Annotated in this window: 14 protein-coding genes; 7 read left to right on the top strand and 7 right to left on the bottom strand. The window is 71.1% G+C overall.

Features of this window, described 5'->3' with window-relative positions:
• Nucleotides 1-62 precede the first annotated feature (62 nt).
• On the bottom strand, nt 63-254 hold the full coding sequence (locus OO63_RS30665; protein WP_016643644.1) for a DUF1059 domain-containing protein: 192 nt from the start codon (nt 252-254) through the stop codon (nt 63-65).
• A gap of 303 nt (nt 255-557) precedes the next feature.
• On the opposite strand from OO63_RS30665, the gene OO63_RS30660 reads away from it, so the two are divergent.
• From OO63_RS30660 to OO63_RS30640, 5 genes are all read left to right on the top strand, one after another.
• Nucleotides 558-1,793: a TraR/DksA family transcriptional regulator gene (locus OO63_RS30660; protein ID WP_030361666.1), complete on the top strand. Its 1,236-nt coding sequence runs from the start codon at nt 558-560 to the stop codon at nt 1,791-1,793.
• 78 nt (nt 1,794-1,871) lie between these two features.
• On the top strand, nt 1,872-2,582 hold the full coding sequence (lspA, locus tag OO63_RS30655) for a signal peptidase II (protein WP_030361665.1): 711 nt from the start codon (nt 1,872-1,874) through the stop codon (nt 2,580-2,582).
• A gap of 82 nt (nt 2,583-2,664) precedes the next feature.
• The gene (locus tag OO63_RS30650) at nt 2,665-3,606 is read left to right on the top strand and encodes an RluA family pseudouridine synthase (RefSeq protein WP_030361664.1); all 942 of its coding nucleotides are present in this window, start codon (nt 2,665-2,667) and stop codon (nt 3,604-3,606) included.
• On the top strand, nt 3,603-4,082 hold the full coding sequence (locus tag OO63_RS30645; protein WP_234311351.1) for a GNAT family N-acetyltransferase: 480 nt from the start codon (nt 3,603-3,605) through the stop codon (nt 4,080-4,082). Before OO63_RS30650 ends, OO63_RS30645 begins: the two co-directional genes overlap by 4 nt.
• A 194-nt stretch (nt 4,083-4,276) precedes the next feature.
• The gene (locus OO63_RS30640; protein ID WP_030361662.1) at nt 4,277-5,863 is read left to right on the top strand and encodes a Na+/H+ antiporter; all 1,587 of its coding nucleotides are present in this window, start codon (nt 4,277-4,279) and stop codon (nt 5,861-5,863) included.
• Between the two features lie 30 nt (nt 5,864-5,893).
• On the opposite strand, the gene OO63_RS30635 is transcribed toward OO63_RS30640, so the two are convergent.
• Nucleotides 5,894-6,985, bottom strand: coding sequence for a mechanosensitive ion channel family protein (locus OO63_RS30635; RefSeq protein WP_030361661.1), 1,092 nt, complete (start codon nt 6,983-6,985; stop codon nt 5,894-5,896).
• A gap of 30 nt (nt 6,986-7,015) precedes the next feature.
• Here OO63_RS30635 and OO63_RS30630 point away from each other — a divergent pair, with 30 nt between their 5' ends.
• Nucleotides 7,016-7,585 carry a dienelactone hydrolase family protein gene (locus OO63_RS30630; RefSeq protein WP_030361660.1) on the top strand — a complete coding sequence of 190 codons (570 nt, stop codon included), beginning with the start codon at nt 7,016-7,018 and terminating at the stop codon, nt 7,583-7,585.
• Nucleotides 7,586-7,622: 37 nt separating this feature from the next.
• Here OO63_RS30630 and OO63_RS30625 read toward each other — a convergent pair whose 3' ends face one another.
• From OO63_RS30625 to OO63_RS30605, 5 genes are all read right to left on the bottom strand, one after another.
• Nucleotides 7,623-9,275 (bottom strand): serine/threonine-protein kinase, encoded by a 1,653-nt coding sequence (locus OO63_RS30625; RefSeq protein WP_030361659.1) that lies wholly within the window; start codon nt 9,273-9,275, stop codon nt 7,623-7,625.
• A gap of 54 nt (nt 9,276-9,329) precedes the next feature.
• On the bottom strand, nt 9,330-11,024 hold the full coding sequence (locus OO63_RS30620; RefSeq protein ID WP_030361658.1) for an alkaline phosphatase D family protein: 1,695 nt from the start codon (nt 11,022-11,024) through the stop codon (nt 9,330-9,332).
• A 103-nt stretch (nt 11,025-11,127) separates the two neighbouring features.
• A complete protein-coding gene (locus OO63_RS30615) occupies nt 11,128-11,946 on the bottom strand; it encodes a thioredoxin domain-containing protein (RefSeq protein WP_030361657.1) in 819 nt (272 codons plus the stop codon).
• A 42-nt stretch (nt 11,947-11,988) separates the two neighbouring features.
• A complete protein-coding gene (locus OO63_RS30610; protein ID WP_030361656.1) occupies nt 11,989-12,675 on the bottom strand; it encodes a hypothetical protein in 687 nt (228 codons plus the stop codon).
• Nucleotides 12,676-12,747: 72 nt separating this feature from the next.
• A complete protein-coding gene (locus tag OO63_RS30605; protein ID WP_030361655.1) occupies nt 12,748-14,076 on the bottom strand; it encodes a DUF2252 domain-containing protein in 1,329 nt (442 codons plus the stop codon).
• Between the two features lie 217 nt (nt 14,077-14,293).
• On the opposite strand from OO63_RS30605, the gene dnaE reads away from it, so the two are divergent.
• Nucleotides 14,294-17,833: a DNA polymerase III subunit alpha gene (dnaE, locus tag OO63_RS30600; RefSeq protein ID WP_030361654.1), complete on the top strand. Its 3,540-nt coding sequence runs from the start codon at nt 14,294-14,296 to the stop codon at nt 17,831-17,833.
• Nucleotides 17,834-17,888 lie beyond the last annotated feature (55 nt).

The following is a 17,888-nucleotide window of genomic DNA, read 5'->3' as shown; positions in this document are numbered from 1 at the left end:
TCGCTCCGGCCAGTGTACGGCGCCGGGGCGGGGGCGGCCGACCGGTTATTCGGGCACGCGCCTCAGGCGTGCTGGGGGACCTCGTCCCTGAGGGAGTCGCGGACCATCTTCCGCAGCTCCGGGCTGTCCGTGTGCCCGTGGACGGACACGGCGTGTTCGCTGGCGGCGCGGACCACTTCTTCCTCTTCGCCGGAGATGGCGAGGGTGCAGTGGGTCTCGCTCGGGAATTCCCGGCAGTCGGCTGTCTTGCGCATGGTGCGTCTCCTGACTCTCGTCCCAGTTTATGTCTGAATTTCAGTGGAAAACAGGTTCGTGCCCGATATCGCCGATGCGGCGGGTGCTGACCCGAATGGCGACATGGGCGGGGTCCGGATCCCGGCCCGGTACGTCGGGCGGATTACGCGGCGGGGAGCTGGGCACAACGCAGGCAGGCTCACCGCGCGACCCCCGGGGGCGGGCGAATCGGGCGGCGTGCCCCGTTGCCGCGGGCCTGGAGTCGATTTATCGTCCCAGCACGATTCGCGTGCAAGATCACAATATGTGAAGGGGCCGCGGCCATGGTGGCGAAGAAGACCGCCGTACAGCAGTCGGCGTCGAGCAGATCCACAGCCGCGGGGGCCGGGGCGGCGGGGGAAGCGGGCGGCAAGGCGGCCCGCACCGTCAAGACCGTGCGTGCGGGCAAGACGGCGGCCGCGGGTTCGGCGGCGCCGAAGAAGACCACGACCAAGGCGGCGGCGAAGGCTCCTGCCAAGGCGGCGGCGAAGAAGAAGGCGTCGGCCGCGGCTCCGGTGAAGAAGACGTCGGCCACGGCCTCGGCCAAGAAGGCAGCCGCCACGACCCCGGCCAAGAAGACGTCCGCCACGACGTCGGCGAAGAAGGCCGCCGAGGAGAAGGCAGCCACCGCCAAGGCAGCCACCGCCAAGGCAGCCACTGGCAAGACTGCCACTGGCACGACTGCCGCCAAGAAGGCTGTCGACAAGGAGACCGCGGGCACCTCCAGGAACGCGGCCGCCAAGAAGACCGTTGCCAAGAAGACGACTCCGAAGAAGACGGCCGCGAAGAAGACGACTGCGAAGAAGACGGCCTCGAAGCAGGCGTCGGCCACGAAGGCGTCGGCCACGACAGCCGCACCCGAGCAGGCCGCCGCCGAGAACTCCGCCGCCACGACGGAGGCGGACGGCGGGTCGGGTGCGTCCAAGAAGGCGACGGGCGCCGCGAAGGGCTCGGGAGCCAGGAAACGTACGGCCAAGAAGACGGCCGCGTCCGCGGCCGAGGGTGCGGCTCAGGCCGCGGAGACGACGGGAGCCACGACAGTGGTTGCGAAGAAGACTCCGGGCACGGCGACGGCGGCGGCGAAGGCGGGCGCGGTGCCCAAGGCGCGGGCCGCGGCGACACCCGGCGAGCTCGCGGTGCGCCCGGGCGAGGACCCGTGGACCCCGGCGGAGGTCGCCGAGGCACGGACCGAGCTGATGTCCGAGACCATGCGGCTGCGGTCCGAGATCGAGGCGTCCGAGGCCGGACTCGCCGGGCTGATGCGGGACTCCGGGGACGGCGCGGGCGACGACCAGGCGGACACCGGCACGAAGAACATCACGCGCGAGCACGAGATGGCTCTCGCCGCGAACGCCCGGGAGATGCTGGAGCAGACCGAGCGCGCCCTGGAGCGCCTGGACGCGGGGACCTACGGCCTCTGCGAGAACTGCGGCAACCCCATCGGCAAGGCCCGCATGCAGGCGTTCCCGCGGGCCACCCTGTGCGTGGAGTGCAAGCAGAAGCAGGAACGGCGCTACTGAGCGTGGCCTGGGCGCCTGGGCCACGGCCCCGGTGTCGTACCCTCGTCCCCAGTCAGGCACCTAGGTTGAGGGACTCACGTGGCAGAGGCGGAGCGCATCATCGGTACGCCGGACATCCCTGAGGCGGAGGGGGCCGGTCCTGAGCAGTCCGCATCCGGCTCCGAGGACGGCCGGCGCCCTGGCTCCGAGGACGGACAGCGCGCCGCGGGCGAGCCGAAGCCGGAGGCGGAGCCGACGCCGGAGCCGCAGGCCCCGGCGGACGCCGAGGCCGACGCCGAGCCCGAGCCCGGGCCGCAGTCCAAGGGGCGGCGCAAGATCGCCGTGCTCTTCGGGGTGGCCCTGTTCGCGTACGCCCTGGACCTCATCAGCAAGATGATCGTGGTCGCCAAGCTGGAGCACCACGAGCCGATCGACGTGGTCGGTGACCTGCTGCGCTTCAACGCGATCCGGAACGCGGGCGCCGCCTTCGGCATGGGCGAGGCCTACACCATCATCTTCACCGTGATCGCCGCGGCCGTGATCGTGGTGATCGCCCGCCTCGCGCGCAAGCTGTACAGCCTGCCCTGGGCGATCGCCCTCGGCCTGCTGCTCGGCGGCGCGCTCGGCAACCTCACCGACCGGATCTTCCGCTCGCCCGGCGTGTTCAAGGGAGCGGTGGTCGACTTCATCGCCCCGAAGGGCTTCGCGGTCTTCAACCTCGCCGACTCCGCGATCGTCTGCGGCGGCATCCTGATCGTGCTGCTCTCCTTCCGCGGGCTCGACCCGGACGGCACCGTCCACAAGGACTGAGCGGGCTCCCGCGAGGACTGAGCGGGCCTTCGCGTCAGGCGTTCGGTACGGCGGTGTCGTAGCCCTCCTGCATACTCGTGGGGTGAGCACGATTCCCGAGATCCGTACCCTGCCCGTACCGGACGGCCTGGAGGGCGAGCGCGTCGACGCCGCCATCTCGCGCATGTTCGGCTTCTCCCGCACGAAGGCCGCCGAGCTCGCCGCGGCGGGGAAGGTCGCGGTCGACGGCTCGGTGGTCGGCAAGTCCGAGCGGGTGCACGGCGGCGCCTGGCTGGAAGTGGAGATGCCGCAGGCGCCCGCTCCGGTGCAGATCGTCGCCGAGCCCGTCGAGGGCATGGAGATCGTGCACGACGACGACGACATCGTCGTGATCACCAAGCCGGTCGGTGTGGCCGCGCACCCCAGCCCCGGCTGGACCGGCACCACCGTGATCGGCGGCCTCGCCGCCGCCGGGTACCGCATCTCGACGTCCGGCGCCGCCGAGCGCCAGGGCATCGTGCACCGCCTGGACGTCGGCACGTCGGGCCTGATGGTCGTCGCCAAGTCGGAGCGGGCGTACACGTCGCTGAAGCGCCAGTTCAAGGAGCGCACGGTCGACAAGCGGTACAACGCGCTGGTGCAGGGCCACCCCGACCCCATGAGCGGCACCATCGACGCCCCCATCGGCCGCCACCCCAACCACGACTACAAGTGGGCGGTCACGGCCGAGGGCAAGCCCTCCGTCACGCACTACGACCTCATGGAGGCCTTCCGCGCGGCCTCCCTGCTCGACATCAAGCTGGAGACCGGCCGGACCCACCAGATCCGGGTCCACATGTCGGCGCACCGGCACCCCTGCGTGGGCGACCTGACGTACGGCGCCGACCCCACGCTCGCCAAGCGGCTCGGGCTCACCCGCCAGTGGCTGCACGCCGTGCGGCTCGGCTTCGAGCACCCCGGGGACGGGCAGTGGGTCGAGTTCGCCAGCGACTACCCCGACGACCTGCAGCTCGCGCTCGACCGGGTGCGGGCGGAGAGCGCGTGACCGCCGCGGGCGGCGTGCGCTGCCGGGTCGCGGAGGGCCGGTCGGACCTGGACGCGTGCTTCGCCGTACGCAAAGAGGTGTTCGTCGCCGAGCAGGGCGTTCCTGAGGACCTGGAATACGACGAGTACGACGTGGGGGCCGTGCACGTCCTCGCGGTGCGCGGCGCGGACGGCGCCCCGCTCGGCACGGGCCGGTTGCTCACGGGGGCGGCGGCCGCCGTCAAGAACGGCGGGGACGCCACCGTGGGGGGCCTGGGCAGGCTGGCTGTGCTGCGCTCCGCGCGGGGGCTCGGGGTCGGGGCGGAGCTGGTGCGGGCCATTGAGGACGCCGCCCGTGAGCGCGGGCTCGGTGCCGTCGATCTGCACGCGCAGACGCATGCGCTCGGGTTCTATGAGCGGCTCGGGTATGTGGCGTATGGGCCGGAGTTTCCGGATGCCGGGATTCCGCATCGGGCCATGCGGAAGGCGCTGCGCTAGCCGTTCGGGGGTGCGCCGCGTTGTGGTTCGGCTGCGGGCTCGTTGTGGCTGGTCGCGCAGTTCCCCGCGCCCCTTCGGGGCGCTCCGGTACCGCCCCGCGCCCTCGCGACGCGTGGGTGATTTGCGGCGAATATTGCACTCCGTGGCAAGGTTGAGGCTCTGATCGTCTCGGCCGCACCCCTCGGAGGGCACCCGTGGATCAACTGGCGTTGCTGCTCCTGTTGTTGCTGGGGGCCCTGGTCACCGTGCCGTTGGGGGACCGGATCGGGCTGCCCGCGCCGGTGCTCATGACGCTGTTCGGGGGCGTCCTCGCGTTCCTTTCGTTCGTTCCGAACGTCGAGATCGCGCCCGAGCTGATCCTTCCGCTGGTCCTGCCGCCGCTGCTCTACGCGTCCGTGCAGCGCACGTCCTGGCGGCAGTTCGCGGCCAACATCCGGCCCATCATGCTGCTCGCCGTGGCGCTCGTGTTCGTGACCACGGCGGCCGTCGCTGCCGTGGCCAACGCCGTCGTGCCGGGGCTGCCGCTCGCCGCGGCCGTCGCGCTCGGCGCGCTCGTCGCCCCGCCGGACCCGGTGGCCGCGACCGCCGTCGCGGGGTCGCTCGGACTGCCGCGCCGCCTGGTGTCGATCCTGGAGGGCGAGGGGCTCTTCAACGACGTCACCGCGATCGTGCTGTACCACGTCGCCATCGCCGCCGCCGTCAGCGGCACCTTCTCCTGGCCCTCGGCCGTCGGCCAGCTCGTGCTCTCCGCCGTCGTCGCCGTCGCCGTCGGCCTCGCGCTCGGCTGGCTCTCCAACAAGCTCATGGGCCTCCTCGGCGACGCGACCCTGCAGACCGGCCTGACGCTGCTCGTGCCGTTCGTCGCCTACGTCCTCGCCGAGGAACTCCTCGGCTCCGGCGTCCTCGCCGTCCTCACCACGGCCCTCTACCTCGCCGAGAACGCCGTCGACGCCGACGACGTGCTCGGCCGGATCACCGGGCAGTCCTTCTGGGAGATCGTCGACACTCTCGTCACCGGCGTCGCGTTCGGCCTCATCGGCCTCGAACTGCACAACGTCTTCGGCACCGCCGACGGGCGTGAGTGGGAGATGGTCGGCTGGGGCGCCGCCATCGTGGCGGTGGTCGTCGGCGTACGCCTGATGTGGCTGCTGCCCGCCACCTGGCTGGCCAAGCGGCTGCACAAGCGCCGTGACTACGGCGAGGAGATCCCGACCAGCTGGCGCGAGACCGTCGTCATGTGGTGGTCCGGCATGCGCGGCGTGGCGTCGGTCGCGCTGGCCCTCGCCATTCCGCTCAAGACCGACGACGGGGCTCCGTTCCCCGCCCGTGACGAGATCATCTTCATCGCCTTCTGCGTGATCATCGCGACCCTGATCGCCCAGGGCCTGACCCTGCCGTGGCTGGTCAAGAAGCTCGGCGTCCGCGCCGACACCGATGCCGAGCGGGCCCTGGAGCGCGAGCTCGCCGTGCGCGCCGCGAAGGCCGCCAAGGCGCGCCTGAAGGAGATCGAGGAGGTCGAGGAGCTGCCCGAGGAGGTCGCCGAGCGGCTGCTGCGCGGCGCCTTCGACATCGGCGCCCGGATCAGCCCCGACATCCTGGACGACGAGCGGCGCGAGCGGTACGCCACCCGCGTCGACCGGATCAAGGCCGTCCAGCGCATCCAGCGCGAGATGATGTCGGCCGCCCGCCACGAGGTCCTCGCCGCGCGCAGCGAACCCGGCTACGACCCGGAGATCGTGGACCGGGTCCTGCACCACCTGGACGTACGCAGCCTGCGCTGACGCCCCGCCGGGACGCGCGGCCCCGCCGCCTCAGCCCCGGCCCGTCCGCGGCACGTGCGGCGTCACCGGATGCGGATGGTCCCCGTCCGGCGGCTCCACCGCCCAGGCCGTGTTGACCCGCGGCAGCGCGTACGGATGGTGCTCGGTCAGCCAGGCGACCAGCTGCTCGCGGACCGTGACGCGCACCGTCCAGATGTCGTCGGCGTCCTTGGCCGTGACCAGGGCCCGTACCTGCACGGTGTTCGGCGTCGTGTCCGTGACCGCGAGACCCCAGTCGCGGCCGTCCCAGGCGGCGCACTCGCGCAGGATCTCGTGCAGCTTCTCGCGCATCTGAGCCATGGGGGCGCTGTGGTCGAGCTGGAGGAAGACGGTGCCGGTCATCTGGGCGCCGCCGCGCGACCAGTTCTCGAACGGCTTCGAGGTGAAGTACGACACCGGCATCGTGATCCGGCGCTCGTCCCAGGTGCGCACCGTCAGGAACGTCAGCGTGATCTCGTCGACGACACCCCACTCGCCGTCCACCACCACCGTGTCCCCGATCCGCACCATGTCGCCGAAGGCGATCTGCAGCCCCGCGAAGAGGTTCGCGAGCGTGGACTGCGCGGCCACGCCCGCCACGATGCCGAGGATCCCCGCCGACGCGAGCAGCGAGGCCCCGGCCGCCTGCATCGCCGGGAACGTGAGCAGCATCGCGGCGACGGCCACCACGCCGACGATCGCCGCGACCACGCGCTGGATCAGCGTGACCTGCGTGCGCACCCGCCGGACCCGGGCCGGGTCGCGGTGCGCGGAGGCGTAGCGCGCGTACGACGACTCCACCACGGCCGCCGAGATCCGCACCGCCAGCCAGGCCACCGAGGCGATGAGGACCAGCGTGAGCGCTCTGCCGATGGCCACCGAATGGTCCTCGGCGATCTCCGCCTGGGCGTAGGACCCGCGCAGCATCGCCGCGCACAGGACCAGTTGCAACGGCAGCCGGCAGCGGCGCAGCAGCTCCCACAGCGGTTGCTCGGGCCGTCGGTCGGCGGCCCGGCGCAACACCCAGTCGGCCACCCAGCCGACCGCGAGCGTGAGCACGACCGAGCCGCCGACCACGATCAACGGACGCAGCACGTTCTCCATGCCTTCGAGGGTAGGTGGCACGATGGCCCCATGAACATCATGCTTTTCCATTCGACGTACGGGCTGCGGCCCGCGGTGCGCGCGGCGGCCGACCGGCTGCGCGCGGCCGGGCACGAGGTGTGGACCCCGGACCTCTTCGAAGGACGCACCTTCGAGACCGTCGAGGAAGGGCTTGCCTACAAGGACGAGCTGGGCAACGACGAAGTGCTCAAGCGCGCGGTCCTCGCCGCAGCGCCCTACTCCGACCGTGGCCTCGTCTACGCGGGCTTCTCGCTCGGCGCCGCCACCGCGCAGACCCTCGCCCTCGGCGACGCCAAGGCCCGCGGACTGCTGCTCCTGCACGGCACCTCGGACATCGCGGAGAACGCGTCCGTGGACGAGCTCCCCGTACAGCTGCACGTCGCCGAGCCCGACGCCTTCGAGACGGACGACTGGCTCAGCGCCTGGTACCTCCAGATGGGCCGCGCGGGCGCCGACGTGGAGGTCTACCGGTACGCGGGCGCCGGGCACCTGTACACCGACCCGGACCTCGACGACTACGACGCCGAGGCGGCGGAGGCGACCTGGCGCACGGCGCTCGGGTTCCTGGAGAGCCTGTAGCCGGCGCGGCGACCGGCCGACCCCGGCCGGTCCCCGCTCAGCCCCGCACGCAGCGGCCCACCGGCCTGCTCGCGGGCGGCTTGCACTGCAGGCCGAGGTCCGCGGCCTCGTCGCTGAGATAGCGCCCCACACAGCTCCTGTCCGACGTACGGCCGCGCTCCGCGCAGAACCGCAGCGCCGACTGGCCGTTCGGGAACGGGCCCGGCGCGTAGAACACCCAGTACCCCGGGCGCAGCGAGGCGTAGTCGTCGCTGCGCAGGTACTGGGCCTCCGGGACGGTCCTGCGGACGGCGGCCAGCTTGCGGTCGCGGGTCGCGGCGGACGACGAGCCCGGCTCGGAGTGCAGCTGGGCGATCCAGCGGCCGGACGTGGGCGGCGCGGACGACGTGGTGGACGCGGTGGACGGGGCCTGCGTGGTCGGCGAGCTCGGGGCCGAGGAGGCGGGGCCCGCCGTGGACTCGCGCGGCTTGGCGCTCGCCTCGCCGGTGGGCCGCTCGGCCGGTCCCGTCGTGCGCGACCCCTCGGAGGCCGCCCCGCCGGTCCGGCCGCCGCCCTTGTCCCCCGCCTCGCCGTTCCCGCCGTCGCGCAGCGCGAACGCCAGGGCCACGCCTGCCACAAGGACCAGGGCCACCATCGCGGCGGCGAGCACGGGCGTGCGGCGCCGGGCCGCGCTCTGGTGGTCGGCCCTGGGCGCGCCGCCGGGAGCCGGGTCGTACGCGGGCTGCGGATGGGTGTGGCCCGGGGCGCCGGGAGGCGGGGGTGGCGCGGTGGGCGGCAAGGGGGGACGGGACGCGGTCTGCGTGGGCGGTACGGGCGGGCGGGCCGCCGTCTGGGTGGGCTGCCACGCGACCCCGTCGGCGACCGCCGCGAGCATCGCGTCCAGGCGCTCCACATCGGGCCGCAGCGCCGGGTCCCGCACCAGCAGCGCCTCCAGGACAGGGGCCAGCGGTCCCGAGCGCACCGGCGGCGGCACCGGCTCGTCGAGCACCGCGGCCAGCGTGGCCAGGGTGGACGAACGGCGCAGCGGACTGACGCCCTCCACGGCCACGTACAGGACGAGACCCAGGGACCACAGGTCGGCGGCCGGGCCCTCGCCGGTGCCGCGGACGCGCTCCGGCGCGATGTACTCGGGCGAGCCGATCAGCTCGCCGGTGGCGGTGAGCTGCGTGGAGCCCTGGAGCGCGGCGATGCCGAAGTCGGTGAGGACGACGGGCGGCACCTCGCCCTGGCGGTCCGGGGGCGGCTCGCGGAGCAGGATGTTGGCGGGCTTGATGTCGCGGTGCAGGATGCCCGCCGCGTGGGCGGCCCGCAGCGCCGAGAGGACCTCGCGGCCCATGCGGGCGGCCTCCCGGGGCGGCAGGGTGCGCTGCTCCAGGAAGTCCTGGAGGGTGCGGCCCGGGAGCAGCTCCATCACCAGCCACGGGTGCGGCTCGACATCGGCGATGTGATGGATCGTCACGACGTGCGGATGGTTGAGCCGGGCCAGGGCGCGCGCCTCGCGCAGCACCCGCTCCCGCAGCAGCCGTGAGGTGTCACCGGCGGGCTCGGGGCCCGGCGGCCGTACCTCCTTCAGTGCCACCTCGCGGTGCAGCACGGTGTCGCGGGCCCGCCACACCGTGCCCATGCCTCCGCTGCCGAGCCGCCGTAGCAGCTCGAAGCGCCCGTCGATCACGTCCCCCTGGCCGCTCATGGCCGACAGCGTAGGGGGTGTACGGGCGTCTGTCGGCCCAACTCATTGGGCTTTTCAGCGCACCGGCGACTGCACCCGCTCCACCTTCTGGGTGCCGGTGAGTGTGCGGTACGAACGCGCCCACTTCGACGTCGCCTTGGGGTCCGTGCGGTCGGAGACGATGAAGTAGTCCATCTGCGAGCGCTCCGCCGTGACGTCCAGGACGCCGTACCCGTGGGAGTCCATGTCCAGCCACTTCACATGGCGGTTGGCGGCCTTGACTGCGGCGACGCCGACCAGGGACAGGGTCTGCGGCGGGACGTTCAGGAAGTCGTCGACGTTGTCGGACGTCACGGACGTGACGACGAACTCCGTGGCCGCGGACGGCGACGCCGGGTACGTGGCAGCGGTCACCGGCACGTCGTTGGCCCACGCCATGTGGATGTCACCGGTGAGGAAGACGGTGTTCCGGATGTTCTTGTCCCGCAGGTGCCCGATGAGTTCCTTGCGGTCGTGGGTGTAGCCGTCCCACTGGTCGGTGTTGACGGCGAGGCCGCCCTCGGGCAGGCCGAGCAGCTTCGCGAGGGGCTTCAGGAGGTACGCGGGCAGCGAGCCGAACGCGACCGGCGAGATCATCACCGACGTGCCGACCAGCTTCCACGCGGCGTCCGACGCGGCAAGGCCCGCCTTCAGCCAGTCCAGTTGGGCGCGGCCCGTGATCGTGCGGTCCGGCGAGTCGGCGTCGCCGCTGCCGACCTTCGCCTGCTGCGAGCGGAACGAGCGCAGGTCGAGCAGGTGCAGGTCGGCGAGCTTGCCGAAGCGCAGGCGCCGGTAGACGGTGCCCTCGGTGGCCGGGCGCACCGGCATCCACTCGAAGTACGCCTGCTTGGCGGCGGCCACGCGCGCGGCCCAGGGGCCCTCGGTCTCCGGGCTGTGGTTCTCCGCGCCGCCCGACCAGGCGTCGTTGGCGACCTCGTGGTCGTCCCAGATCGCGATGACCGGGTGGGTGCCGTGCATGGCCTGCGCGTCGGCGTCGGTCTTGTGGGCGCCGTGCCGGGTCCGGTAGTCGGCGAGGGTGAGGATCTCGTGCTTCGGCTGGTGCTCGCGCACGACGTCGCCGGACGAGGCGAAGCCGCCGGACGCGTACTCGTACAGGTAGTCGCCGAGGTGCAGGACCGCGTCCAGCTCGGTGCGGGCGGCGAGGTGGCGGTACGCGGAGAAGTACCCGGCCTCCCAGTTGGAGCACGACACGACGCCGAAGCGGATGCCGGGCGCGGCGGCCTCGTGGGCGGGGGCGGTCCGGGTGCGGCCCACGGGGGAGCGCACCGGCGAATCGCTGCCTACGGAGAAGCGGTAGTAATAGGTGGTCGCCTGGCGCAGGCCCCTTACATCGGCCTTGACGGTGTGGTCGCCCGCCGCCTTCGCGACGGTCGAGCCGCGGCCCACGACCTTGCTGAAGCCCTTGTCCTCGGCTATCTCCCAGCGCACCTCGGTGTCCGGCCCCTTGCCGGATCCGGGCACGGCCTCGGGCGTCGGCGTGATCCGCGTCCACAGCAGGACGCCGTCGGGCAGCGGGTCACCGGAGGCGACGCCGTGCAGGAAGGCCGGTCCCGTGGCGGCGCGGGCGGGCAGGGCCGCCGCGAGCGGGGCGGCGAGGGCGGCGGTGGCGGCCGCGGCCTTGACGACGGTGCGGCGGCGCGGCGTGAGGGCGGCGGACGGTGTGCCGGAGTCCTCAGCGGGCGCGGGGTAGTTGTCTCTTCGACTGGTCACGAGGGGCTACCCTACGGACCGGTAACGGCGAAGAGCGGGCGACCACCGAAAGTTCGCCCGCTCTTCCGCAACACGCCTACTGCGCTTGCGTGATAACTCTGGATCAGGCCTTCAGCGCGGCGTCCACGGCCTTGTTGAAGTCCGCGACTGACATCGGCGCGTTCTTGCCGTCGGAGCCCTTGAGCTGCTTGCCGTCCATGACGAACGCGGGGGTGCCCTCGACGCCGTCCTTGTCGTCCTGGAACGCCTGCCCCATGGCCAGGGCCCAGCGGTCGTACGTGCCGTCCTTGACGGCCTTCTTGAAGGCGTCGCTCTTCTTGAGCGCGGGCACCTCGTTCGCGACCTCCAGCAGGTACGAGTCGTCCTTGAACTTGTCGTCCTGCTCGCTCGGGTGGTTGTCCGCCGAGTACAGCGCCTTCTTGTAGGCGAGGAAGGCGTCAGGGGAGACGTTCAGGGCGGCGCCGAGCGCGCTCATCGCGTTGCGGGAGCCCTCGCCCGGGATGTTGTTGTCCAGGAACGTCGCGCCGACGAACTGGACCTTGTACTTGCCGTCCTTGATGTCCTTCTCGACCGTCGGGCCGACGGCCTGCTCGAAGCTCGCGCAGATCGGGCAGCGCGGGTCCTCGTAGACCTTCAGGGTCTTCTTGGCGCTCGCCTTGCCGACGACGACGGTCGTGCCGTCCTTGCCGGAGGTGTTCGCGGGCTTGACGAGCTTCTGGTTCTTGGCGTCGTCCCAGTAGTCGGGCTTGTTGCTCTGCATGACGGCGTACGAGACGCCGCCCGCGAGGGCGAGGACGCCGACGATGGACGTGCCGACGATGATGGACCGCTTGCGCTTCTCGCGCTTGCGCTCGGCTTCCTGCTGGGCGCGGATCCGCTCGCGGGCGGCCTGCTTCGCGGCCTGGCTGTTGCGCTTGCTCATGGTGGTTCTCCGTGGGTGTGACAGGGGGACGGTCGGCTGTGCTCAGGCGAAGAGGGCCGAGCACGGCGGTCCACGCCGTCCCACGCAGTGCACGAGCAGCCGGGTGCGCACGACCGGCGTCCGGCGGGCGGGGTGCGGCAGCCTGCGCACCGGCTCGATCCGCCGGGTCACCGCGGCGACCGCGAGCAGCAGCGGCCGGAACGTCGCCGCGGCCGCGGCCCGCAGGAGCCCCGCCACGGCCCGCTCCATCCGCCCGAGCCAGGCCGCCGCGAGCAGCCCGACGCCGACGTGCGCGCCGAGCAGCAGCCAGGCCGTGGCCGGGCCGCCGTCGGCGAGCAGGGCGGCGGCGCCGTGGCTCTCGCCGCCCGCCATCCGTGCCAGCGGGGTGCCGACGCTGGTGCCGCCGCACAGCACGTCCACGCCGAAGGACCGCAAGGGGCCCGTGACGGGGCCGCCCGATTGGCCGTAACAGACGTGCTGGCCCGACGTGAAGACGGTGTCGGCGGCCAGCTCAAGCGGGATCAGCAGGGCGGCGATGCGGCCGAACCCGCGCTCGCGGCCCGCCAGGGCGTACGCGATCACGTACACGCCGGCCGTGACGGCGAGGCAGGTGGTGAGCGGCAGCGGGGCCCGGGACAGCAGAATGTGCGACGCGGCGGACAGCATCACGACGAGTGCCGTGAACAGTGCCGCGCGCACCACTCTGATCTGGGTCCCGGATATGTCCATCGCGCAAGCGAGTGTGCCATGAGCTGTCATAAGGGACCCCTAAAGGGTCCCTATGAATCACATGGCGGGCCGCTAAAGGCCGGGGATCCGGCCATTGCGGAACAGGTCGACGAAGATCTGGTGGTCCGCGCGGGCCCGCGCGCCGTACTCGTGCGCGAAGTCCACCAGGAGGTCGCCGAAGCCGCCCTCGTCGGCCGCGATGGCGGCGTCGATGGCCCGCTCCGTGGAGAACGGCACCAGCTCCGAGTGGCCGCTCTCGTCGTCCGCGGCCGCGTGCATCGTGGCCGTGGCCCGGCCCAGGTCGGCCACCACGGAGGAGATCTCGTCCAGGTCGTCGATGTCCGACCAGTCCAGGTCGACCGCGTACGGCGAGACCTCGGCGACGAGCTGGCCCGCGCCGTCCAGCTCGGTCCAGCCGAGCCAGGGGTCGGCGTGCGCCTGGAGGGCCCGCTGCGAGATGACCGTGCGGTGGCCCTCGTGCTGGAAGTAGCCGCGGACCGCGGGGTCCGTGATGTGCCGGGAGACGGCCGGGGTCTGGGCCTGCTTCAGATAGATGACGACGTCGTTCTCCAGGGCGTCGCTGTTGCCCTCCAGGAGGATGTTGTACGACGGCAGCCCGGCGGAGCCGATGCCGATGCCGCGACGGCCCACGACGTCCTTCACGCGGTAGGAGTCGGGGCGGGCCAGGGACGACTCGGGCAGCGTCTCCAGATAGCCGTCGAAGGCCGCCAGGACCTTGTACCGCGTGGCCGCGTCCAGCTCGATGGAGCCGCCGCCCGGCGCGAAGCGGCGCTCGAAGTCACGGATCTCCGTCATCGAGTCCAGGAGCTCGAAGCGGGTCAGGGAGCGGGCGGCGCGCAGGGCGTCCAGGAGCGGGCCCTGGGCCGTGTCGAGGGTGAAGGGCGGCACCTCGTCGCTCTTGGCGCCCGTCGCGAGGTCGTGGACCCGCTCGCGGTACGCCGCGGCGTACGTGCGCACCAGGGACGTGATCTGCTCGTCGCTCAGCGCCTTCGTGTACCCGATCAGGGCCAGGGAGGCCGCGAGGCGCTTCAGGTCCCAGGTGAAGGGGCCGACGTACGCCTCGTCGAAGTCGTTGACGTTGAAGATCAGGCGGCCCTGGGAGTCCATGTACGTGCCGAAGTTCTCGGCGTGCAGGTCGCCGTGGATCCAGACCCGGCCGGTGCGGTCGTCCACGTACGGACCGGCGTGCTGGTCGCGGCCCAGGTCGTGGTAGAAGAGGCACGCCGTGCCGCGGTAGAACGCGAAGGCCGAGGCCGCCATCTTCCGGAACTTCACCCGGAACGCGGCGGGGTCGGCGGCGAGCAGCTCGCCGAACGCGGTGTCGAAGACGGCGAGGATCTCCTCGCCGCGCTGGTCGGCGGTGGGCTGCGGGACCGACATCGCGGGGTGCCTCCTGGTGCATGACATGGGGGACGGTCGTCCGCCCTCTTCTCAACGCCCGACCGTACTCCCGAGTGCCCGCCCTCCCGCCACCCGGCCACCACCCCTCATCGAGGCGCTGCGCGCCACGGTATGAGCCCTCGATGTCAGTCGCGCGGATTAGACTTCCACGCTGTCCACCCACGCCACCCGCAGAGCTCCCCCGGAGGCCAACGTCGTGTCGAAGCCGCCCTTCACGCACCTGCACGTCCACACCCAGTACTCGCTGCTGGACGGTGCCGCGCGGCTGAAGGACATGTTCAACGCGTGCAACGAGATGGGCATGACGCACATCGCGATGTCCGACCACGGCAACCTGCACGGGGCGTACGACTTCTTCCATTCGGCGAAGAAGGCGGGGGTCACGCCGATCATCGGGATCGAGGCGTACGTGGCGCCGGAGTCGCGGCGCAACAAGCGGAAGATCCAGTGGGGCCAGCCGCACCAGAAGCGCGACGACGTGTCCGGTTCGGGTGGTTATACGCACAAGACGATCTGGGCGGCGAACCAGACCGGCCTGCACAACCTGTTCCGCCTGTCCTCGGACGCGTACGCCGAGGGCTGGCTGCAGAAGTGGCCCCGGATGGACAAGGAGACGATCTCCCAGTGGTCGGAGGGGCTGATCGCCTCGACCGGGTGCCCTTCGGGTGAGCTGCAGACGCGACTGCGTCTCGGGCAGTTCGACGAGGCGGTGAAGGCGGCTTCGGAATACCAGGACATCTTCGGCAAGGACCGGTATTTCCTGGAGCTGATGGATCACGGCATCGACATCGAGCGCCGGGTCCGTGAGGACCTGCTGCGGGTCGGCAAGAAGCTGGGCATTCCGCCGCTGGTGACGAATGACTCGCATTACACATACGCGCACGAGGCGACGGCGCACGACGCGCTGCTGTGCATTCAGACGGGCAAGAACCTTTCGGATCCGGACCGCTTCCGATTCGACGGGACGGGTTATTACCTGAAGTCGACGGACGAGATGTACGCCGTCGATTCCTCCGACGCCTGGCAGGAGGGGTGCGCCAACACGCTCCTCGTGGCGGAGCAGATCGACACGACCGGCATGTTCGAGAAGCGCGACCTCATGCCGAAGTTCGACATCCCGGACGGCTTCACCGAGGTCACCTGGTTCCAGGAGGAGGTCCGGGTCGGCATGAACCGCCGCTACCCGGGCGGTGTCCCCGAGGACCGCCAGAAGCAGGCCGAGTACGAGATGGACATCATCATCCAGATGGGGTTCCCCGGGTACTTCCTCGTGGTCGCCGACTTCATCATGTGGGCCAAGAACAACGGCATCGCGGTCGGCCCCGGCCGAGGCTCCGCGGCGGGCTCGATCGTCGCGTACGCCATGGGCATCACCGACCTCGACCCGATCACGCACGGACTGATCTTCGAGCGGTTCCTCAACCCCGAGCGCGTCTCCATGCCCGACGTCGACATCGACTTCGACGAGCGCAGGCGCGTCGAAGTGATCCGGTACGTGACCGAGAAGTACGGCGAGGACAAGGTCGCCATGATCGGTACGTACGGCAAGATCAAGGCGAAGAACGCCATCAAGGACTCCGCGCGCGTCCTCGGCTACCCCTACGCCATGGGCGACCGGCTCACCAAGGCCATGCCCGCCGACGTCCTCGGCAAGGGCATCGACCTCGACGGCATCACCAACCCCACCCACCCGCGCTACAGCGAGGCGGGCGAGATCCGGGGGATGTACGAGAACGAGCCGGACGTCAAGAAGGTCATCGACACCGCCAAGGGCGTGGAGGGCCTGGTCCGGCAGATGGGTGTGCACGCGGCCGGCGTGATCATGTCCAGCGAGCCGATCGTGGACCACGCGCCGATCTGGGTGCGGCACACCGACGGCGTCACGATCACACAGTGGGACTACCCGCAGTGCGAGTCGCTCGGCCTGCTCAAGATGGACTTCCTGGGCCTGCGCAACCTCACGATCATGGACGACGCCGTCAAGATGGTGAAGGCCAACAAGGGCATCGACCTGGAGATGCTCAGCCTTCCGCTCGACGACCCCAAGACCTTCGAACTGCTCTGCCGCGGTGACACCCTCGGCGTCTTCCAGTTCGACGGCGGCCCGATGCGCTCGCTGCTCCGCCAGATGCAGCCCGACAACTTCGAGGACATTTCCGCCGTCTCGGCCCTCTACCGGCCGGGCCCGATGGGCATGAACTCGCACACGAACTACGCCGAGCGCAAGAACGGCCGCCAGGAGATCACGCCGATCCACCCGGAGCTCGAAGAGCCCCTGAAGGAGACGCTGGGCCTCACCTACGGCCTCATCGTGTACCAGGAGCAGGTGCAGAAGGCCGCCCAGATCATCGCCGGCTACTCCCTCGGCGAGGCCGACATCCTGCGCCGCGTGATGGGCAAGAAGAAGCCCGAGGAGCTGGAGAAGAACTTCGTCCTCTTCCAGGCGGGCGCCAAGAACAAGGGCTACTCGGACGCCGCGATCCAGGCCCTGTGGGACGTCCTGGTGCCCTTCGCCGGATACGCGTTCAACAAGGCGCACTCATCCGCGTACGGCCTGGTCACCTACTGGACCGCGTATCTGAAGGCGAACTACCCGGCCGAGTACATGGCCGCGCTCCTCACGTCCGTGAAGGACGACAAGGACAAGTCGGCGGTGTATCTGAACGAGTGCCGCCGCATGGGCATCAAGGTCCTGCCGCCGAACGTGAACGAGTCGGTGCACAACTTCGCCGCCCAGGGCGACGACGTGATCCTGTTCGGCCTGGAGGCGGTGCGCAACGTCGGCACGAACGTGGTGGAGTCGATCATCCGGTCGCGGAAGGCGAAGGGGAAGTTCGCCTCGTTCCCGGACTACCTGGACAAGGTGGAGGCGGCCGCGTGCAACAAGCGCACGACGGAGTCGCTGATCAAGGCGGGCGCGTTCGACACGATGGGGCACACCCGCAAGGGCCTCACCGCGCAGTACGAGCCGATGATCGACAACGTGGTGGCGGTCAAGCGCAAGGAGGCCGAGGGGCAGTTCGACCTCTTCGGCGGGATGGGCGAGGACGACTCCGACGAGCCCGGGTTCGGCCTCGACGTGGAGTTCTCCGACGACGAGTGGGACAAGACGTATCTGCTCGCCCAGGAGCGGGAGATGCTCGGCCTGTACGTCTCCGACCACCCGCTGTTCGGCCTGGAGCACGTGCTCTCGGACAAGGCCGACGCGGGCATCGGGCAGTTGACCGGCGGCGACTTCTCCGACGGCGCGGTCGTCACCATCGGCGGCATCATCTCCGGGCTCCAGCGCAAGATGACCAAGCAGGGCAACGCGTGGGCGATCGCCACCGTGGAGGACCTCGCGGGCTCCATCGAGTGCATGTTCTTCCCGGCGACGTACCAGTTGGTGTCCACGCAACTCGTCGAGGACGCCGTGGTGTTCGTCAAGGGACGGCTCGACAAGCGTGAGGACGTCCCCCGCCTCGTCGCCATGGAGATGCAGGTCCCCGACCTGTCGAACGCCGGGACCAACGCCCCCGTGCTCATCACCATCCCGACCGTGAAGGTGAGCCCGCCGATGGTCACGCGCCTCGGCGAGATCCTCAGCCACCACCGGGGCAACAGCGAGGTGCGGATCAAGCTCCAGGGCGCCCAGAAGACCACCGTGCTCCGGCTCGACCGGCACCGCGTGAAGCCCGACCCGGCGCTCTTCGGCGACCTCAAGGTGCTGCTCGGCCCGTCCTGCCTGGCGGGCTGACCCCACCACCGGCGGCGCGAGCGGCGCGCACCGCGGGAACCGCATGGCCAAGGGG

Origin of the sequence: Streptomyces alboflavus, from assembly GCF_000716675.1 — a bacterium.
Lineage (GTDB): Bacteria > Actinomycetota > Actinomycetes > Streptomycetales > Streptomycetaceae > Streptomyces > Streptomyces alboflavus.
Note: the sequence above shows the minus strand (reverse complement) of the source record. Positions and strands in the feature narration are given on the sequence as shown.

Bases quoted from the DNA above. Each gene is read 5' to 3' on its own strand.
- OO63_RS30665 (WP_016643644.1), bottom strand. From the start codon at position 254: ATGCGCAAGACAGCCGACTGCCGGGAATTCCCGAGCGAGACCCACTGC.
- OO63_RS30660 (WP_030361666.1), top strand. From the start codon at position 558: ATGGTGGCGAAGAAGACCGCCGTACAGCAGTCGGCGTCGAGCAGATCC.
- OO63_RS30635 (WP_030361661.1), bottom strand. From the start codon at position 6,985: ATGGAGAACGTGCTGCGTCCGTTGATCGTGGTCGGCGGCTCGGTCGTG.
- OO63_RS30630 (WP_030361660.1), top strand. From the start codon at position 7,016: ATGAACATCATGCTTTTCCATTCGACGTACGGGCTGCGGCCCGCGGTG.
- OO63_RS30625 (WP_030361659.1), bottom strand. From the start codon at position 9,275: ATGAGCGGCCAGGGGGACGTGATCGACGGGCGCTTCGAGCTGCTACGG.
- OO63_RS30615 (WP_030361657.1), bottom strand. From the start codon at position 11,946: ATGAGCAAGCGCAACAGCCAGGCCGCGAAGCAGGCCGCCCGCGAGCGG.
- OO63_RS30610 (WP_030361656.1), bottom strand. From the start codon at position 12,675: ATGGACATATCCGGGACCCAGATCAGAGTGGTGCGCGCGGCACTGTTC.
- OO63_RS30605 (WP_030361655.1), bottom strand. From the start codon at position 14,076: ATGTCGGTCCCGCAGCCCACCGCCGACCAGCGCGGCGAGGAGATCCTC.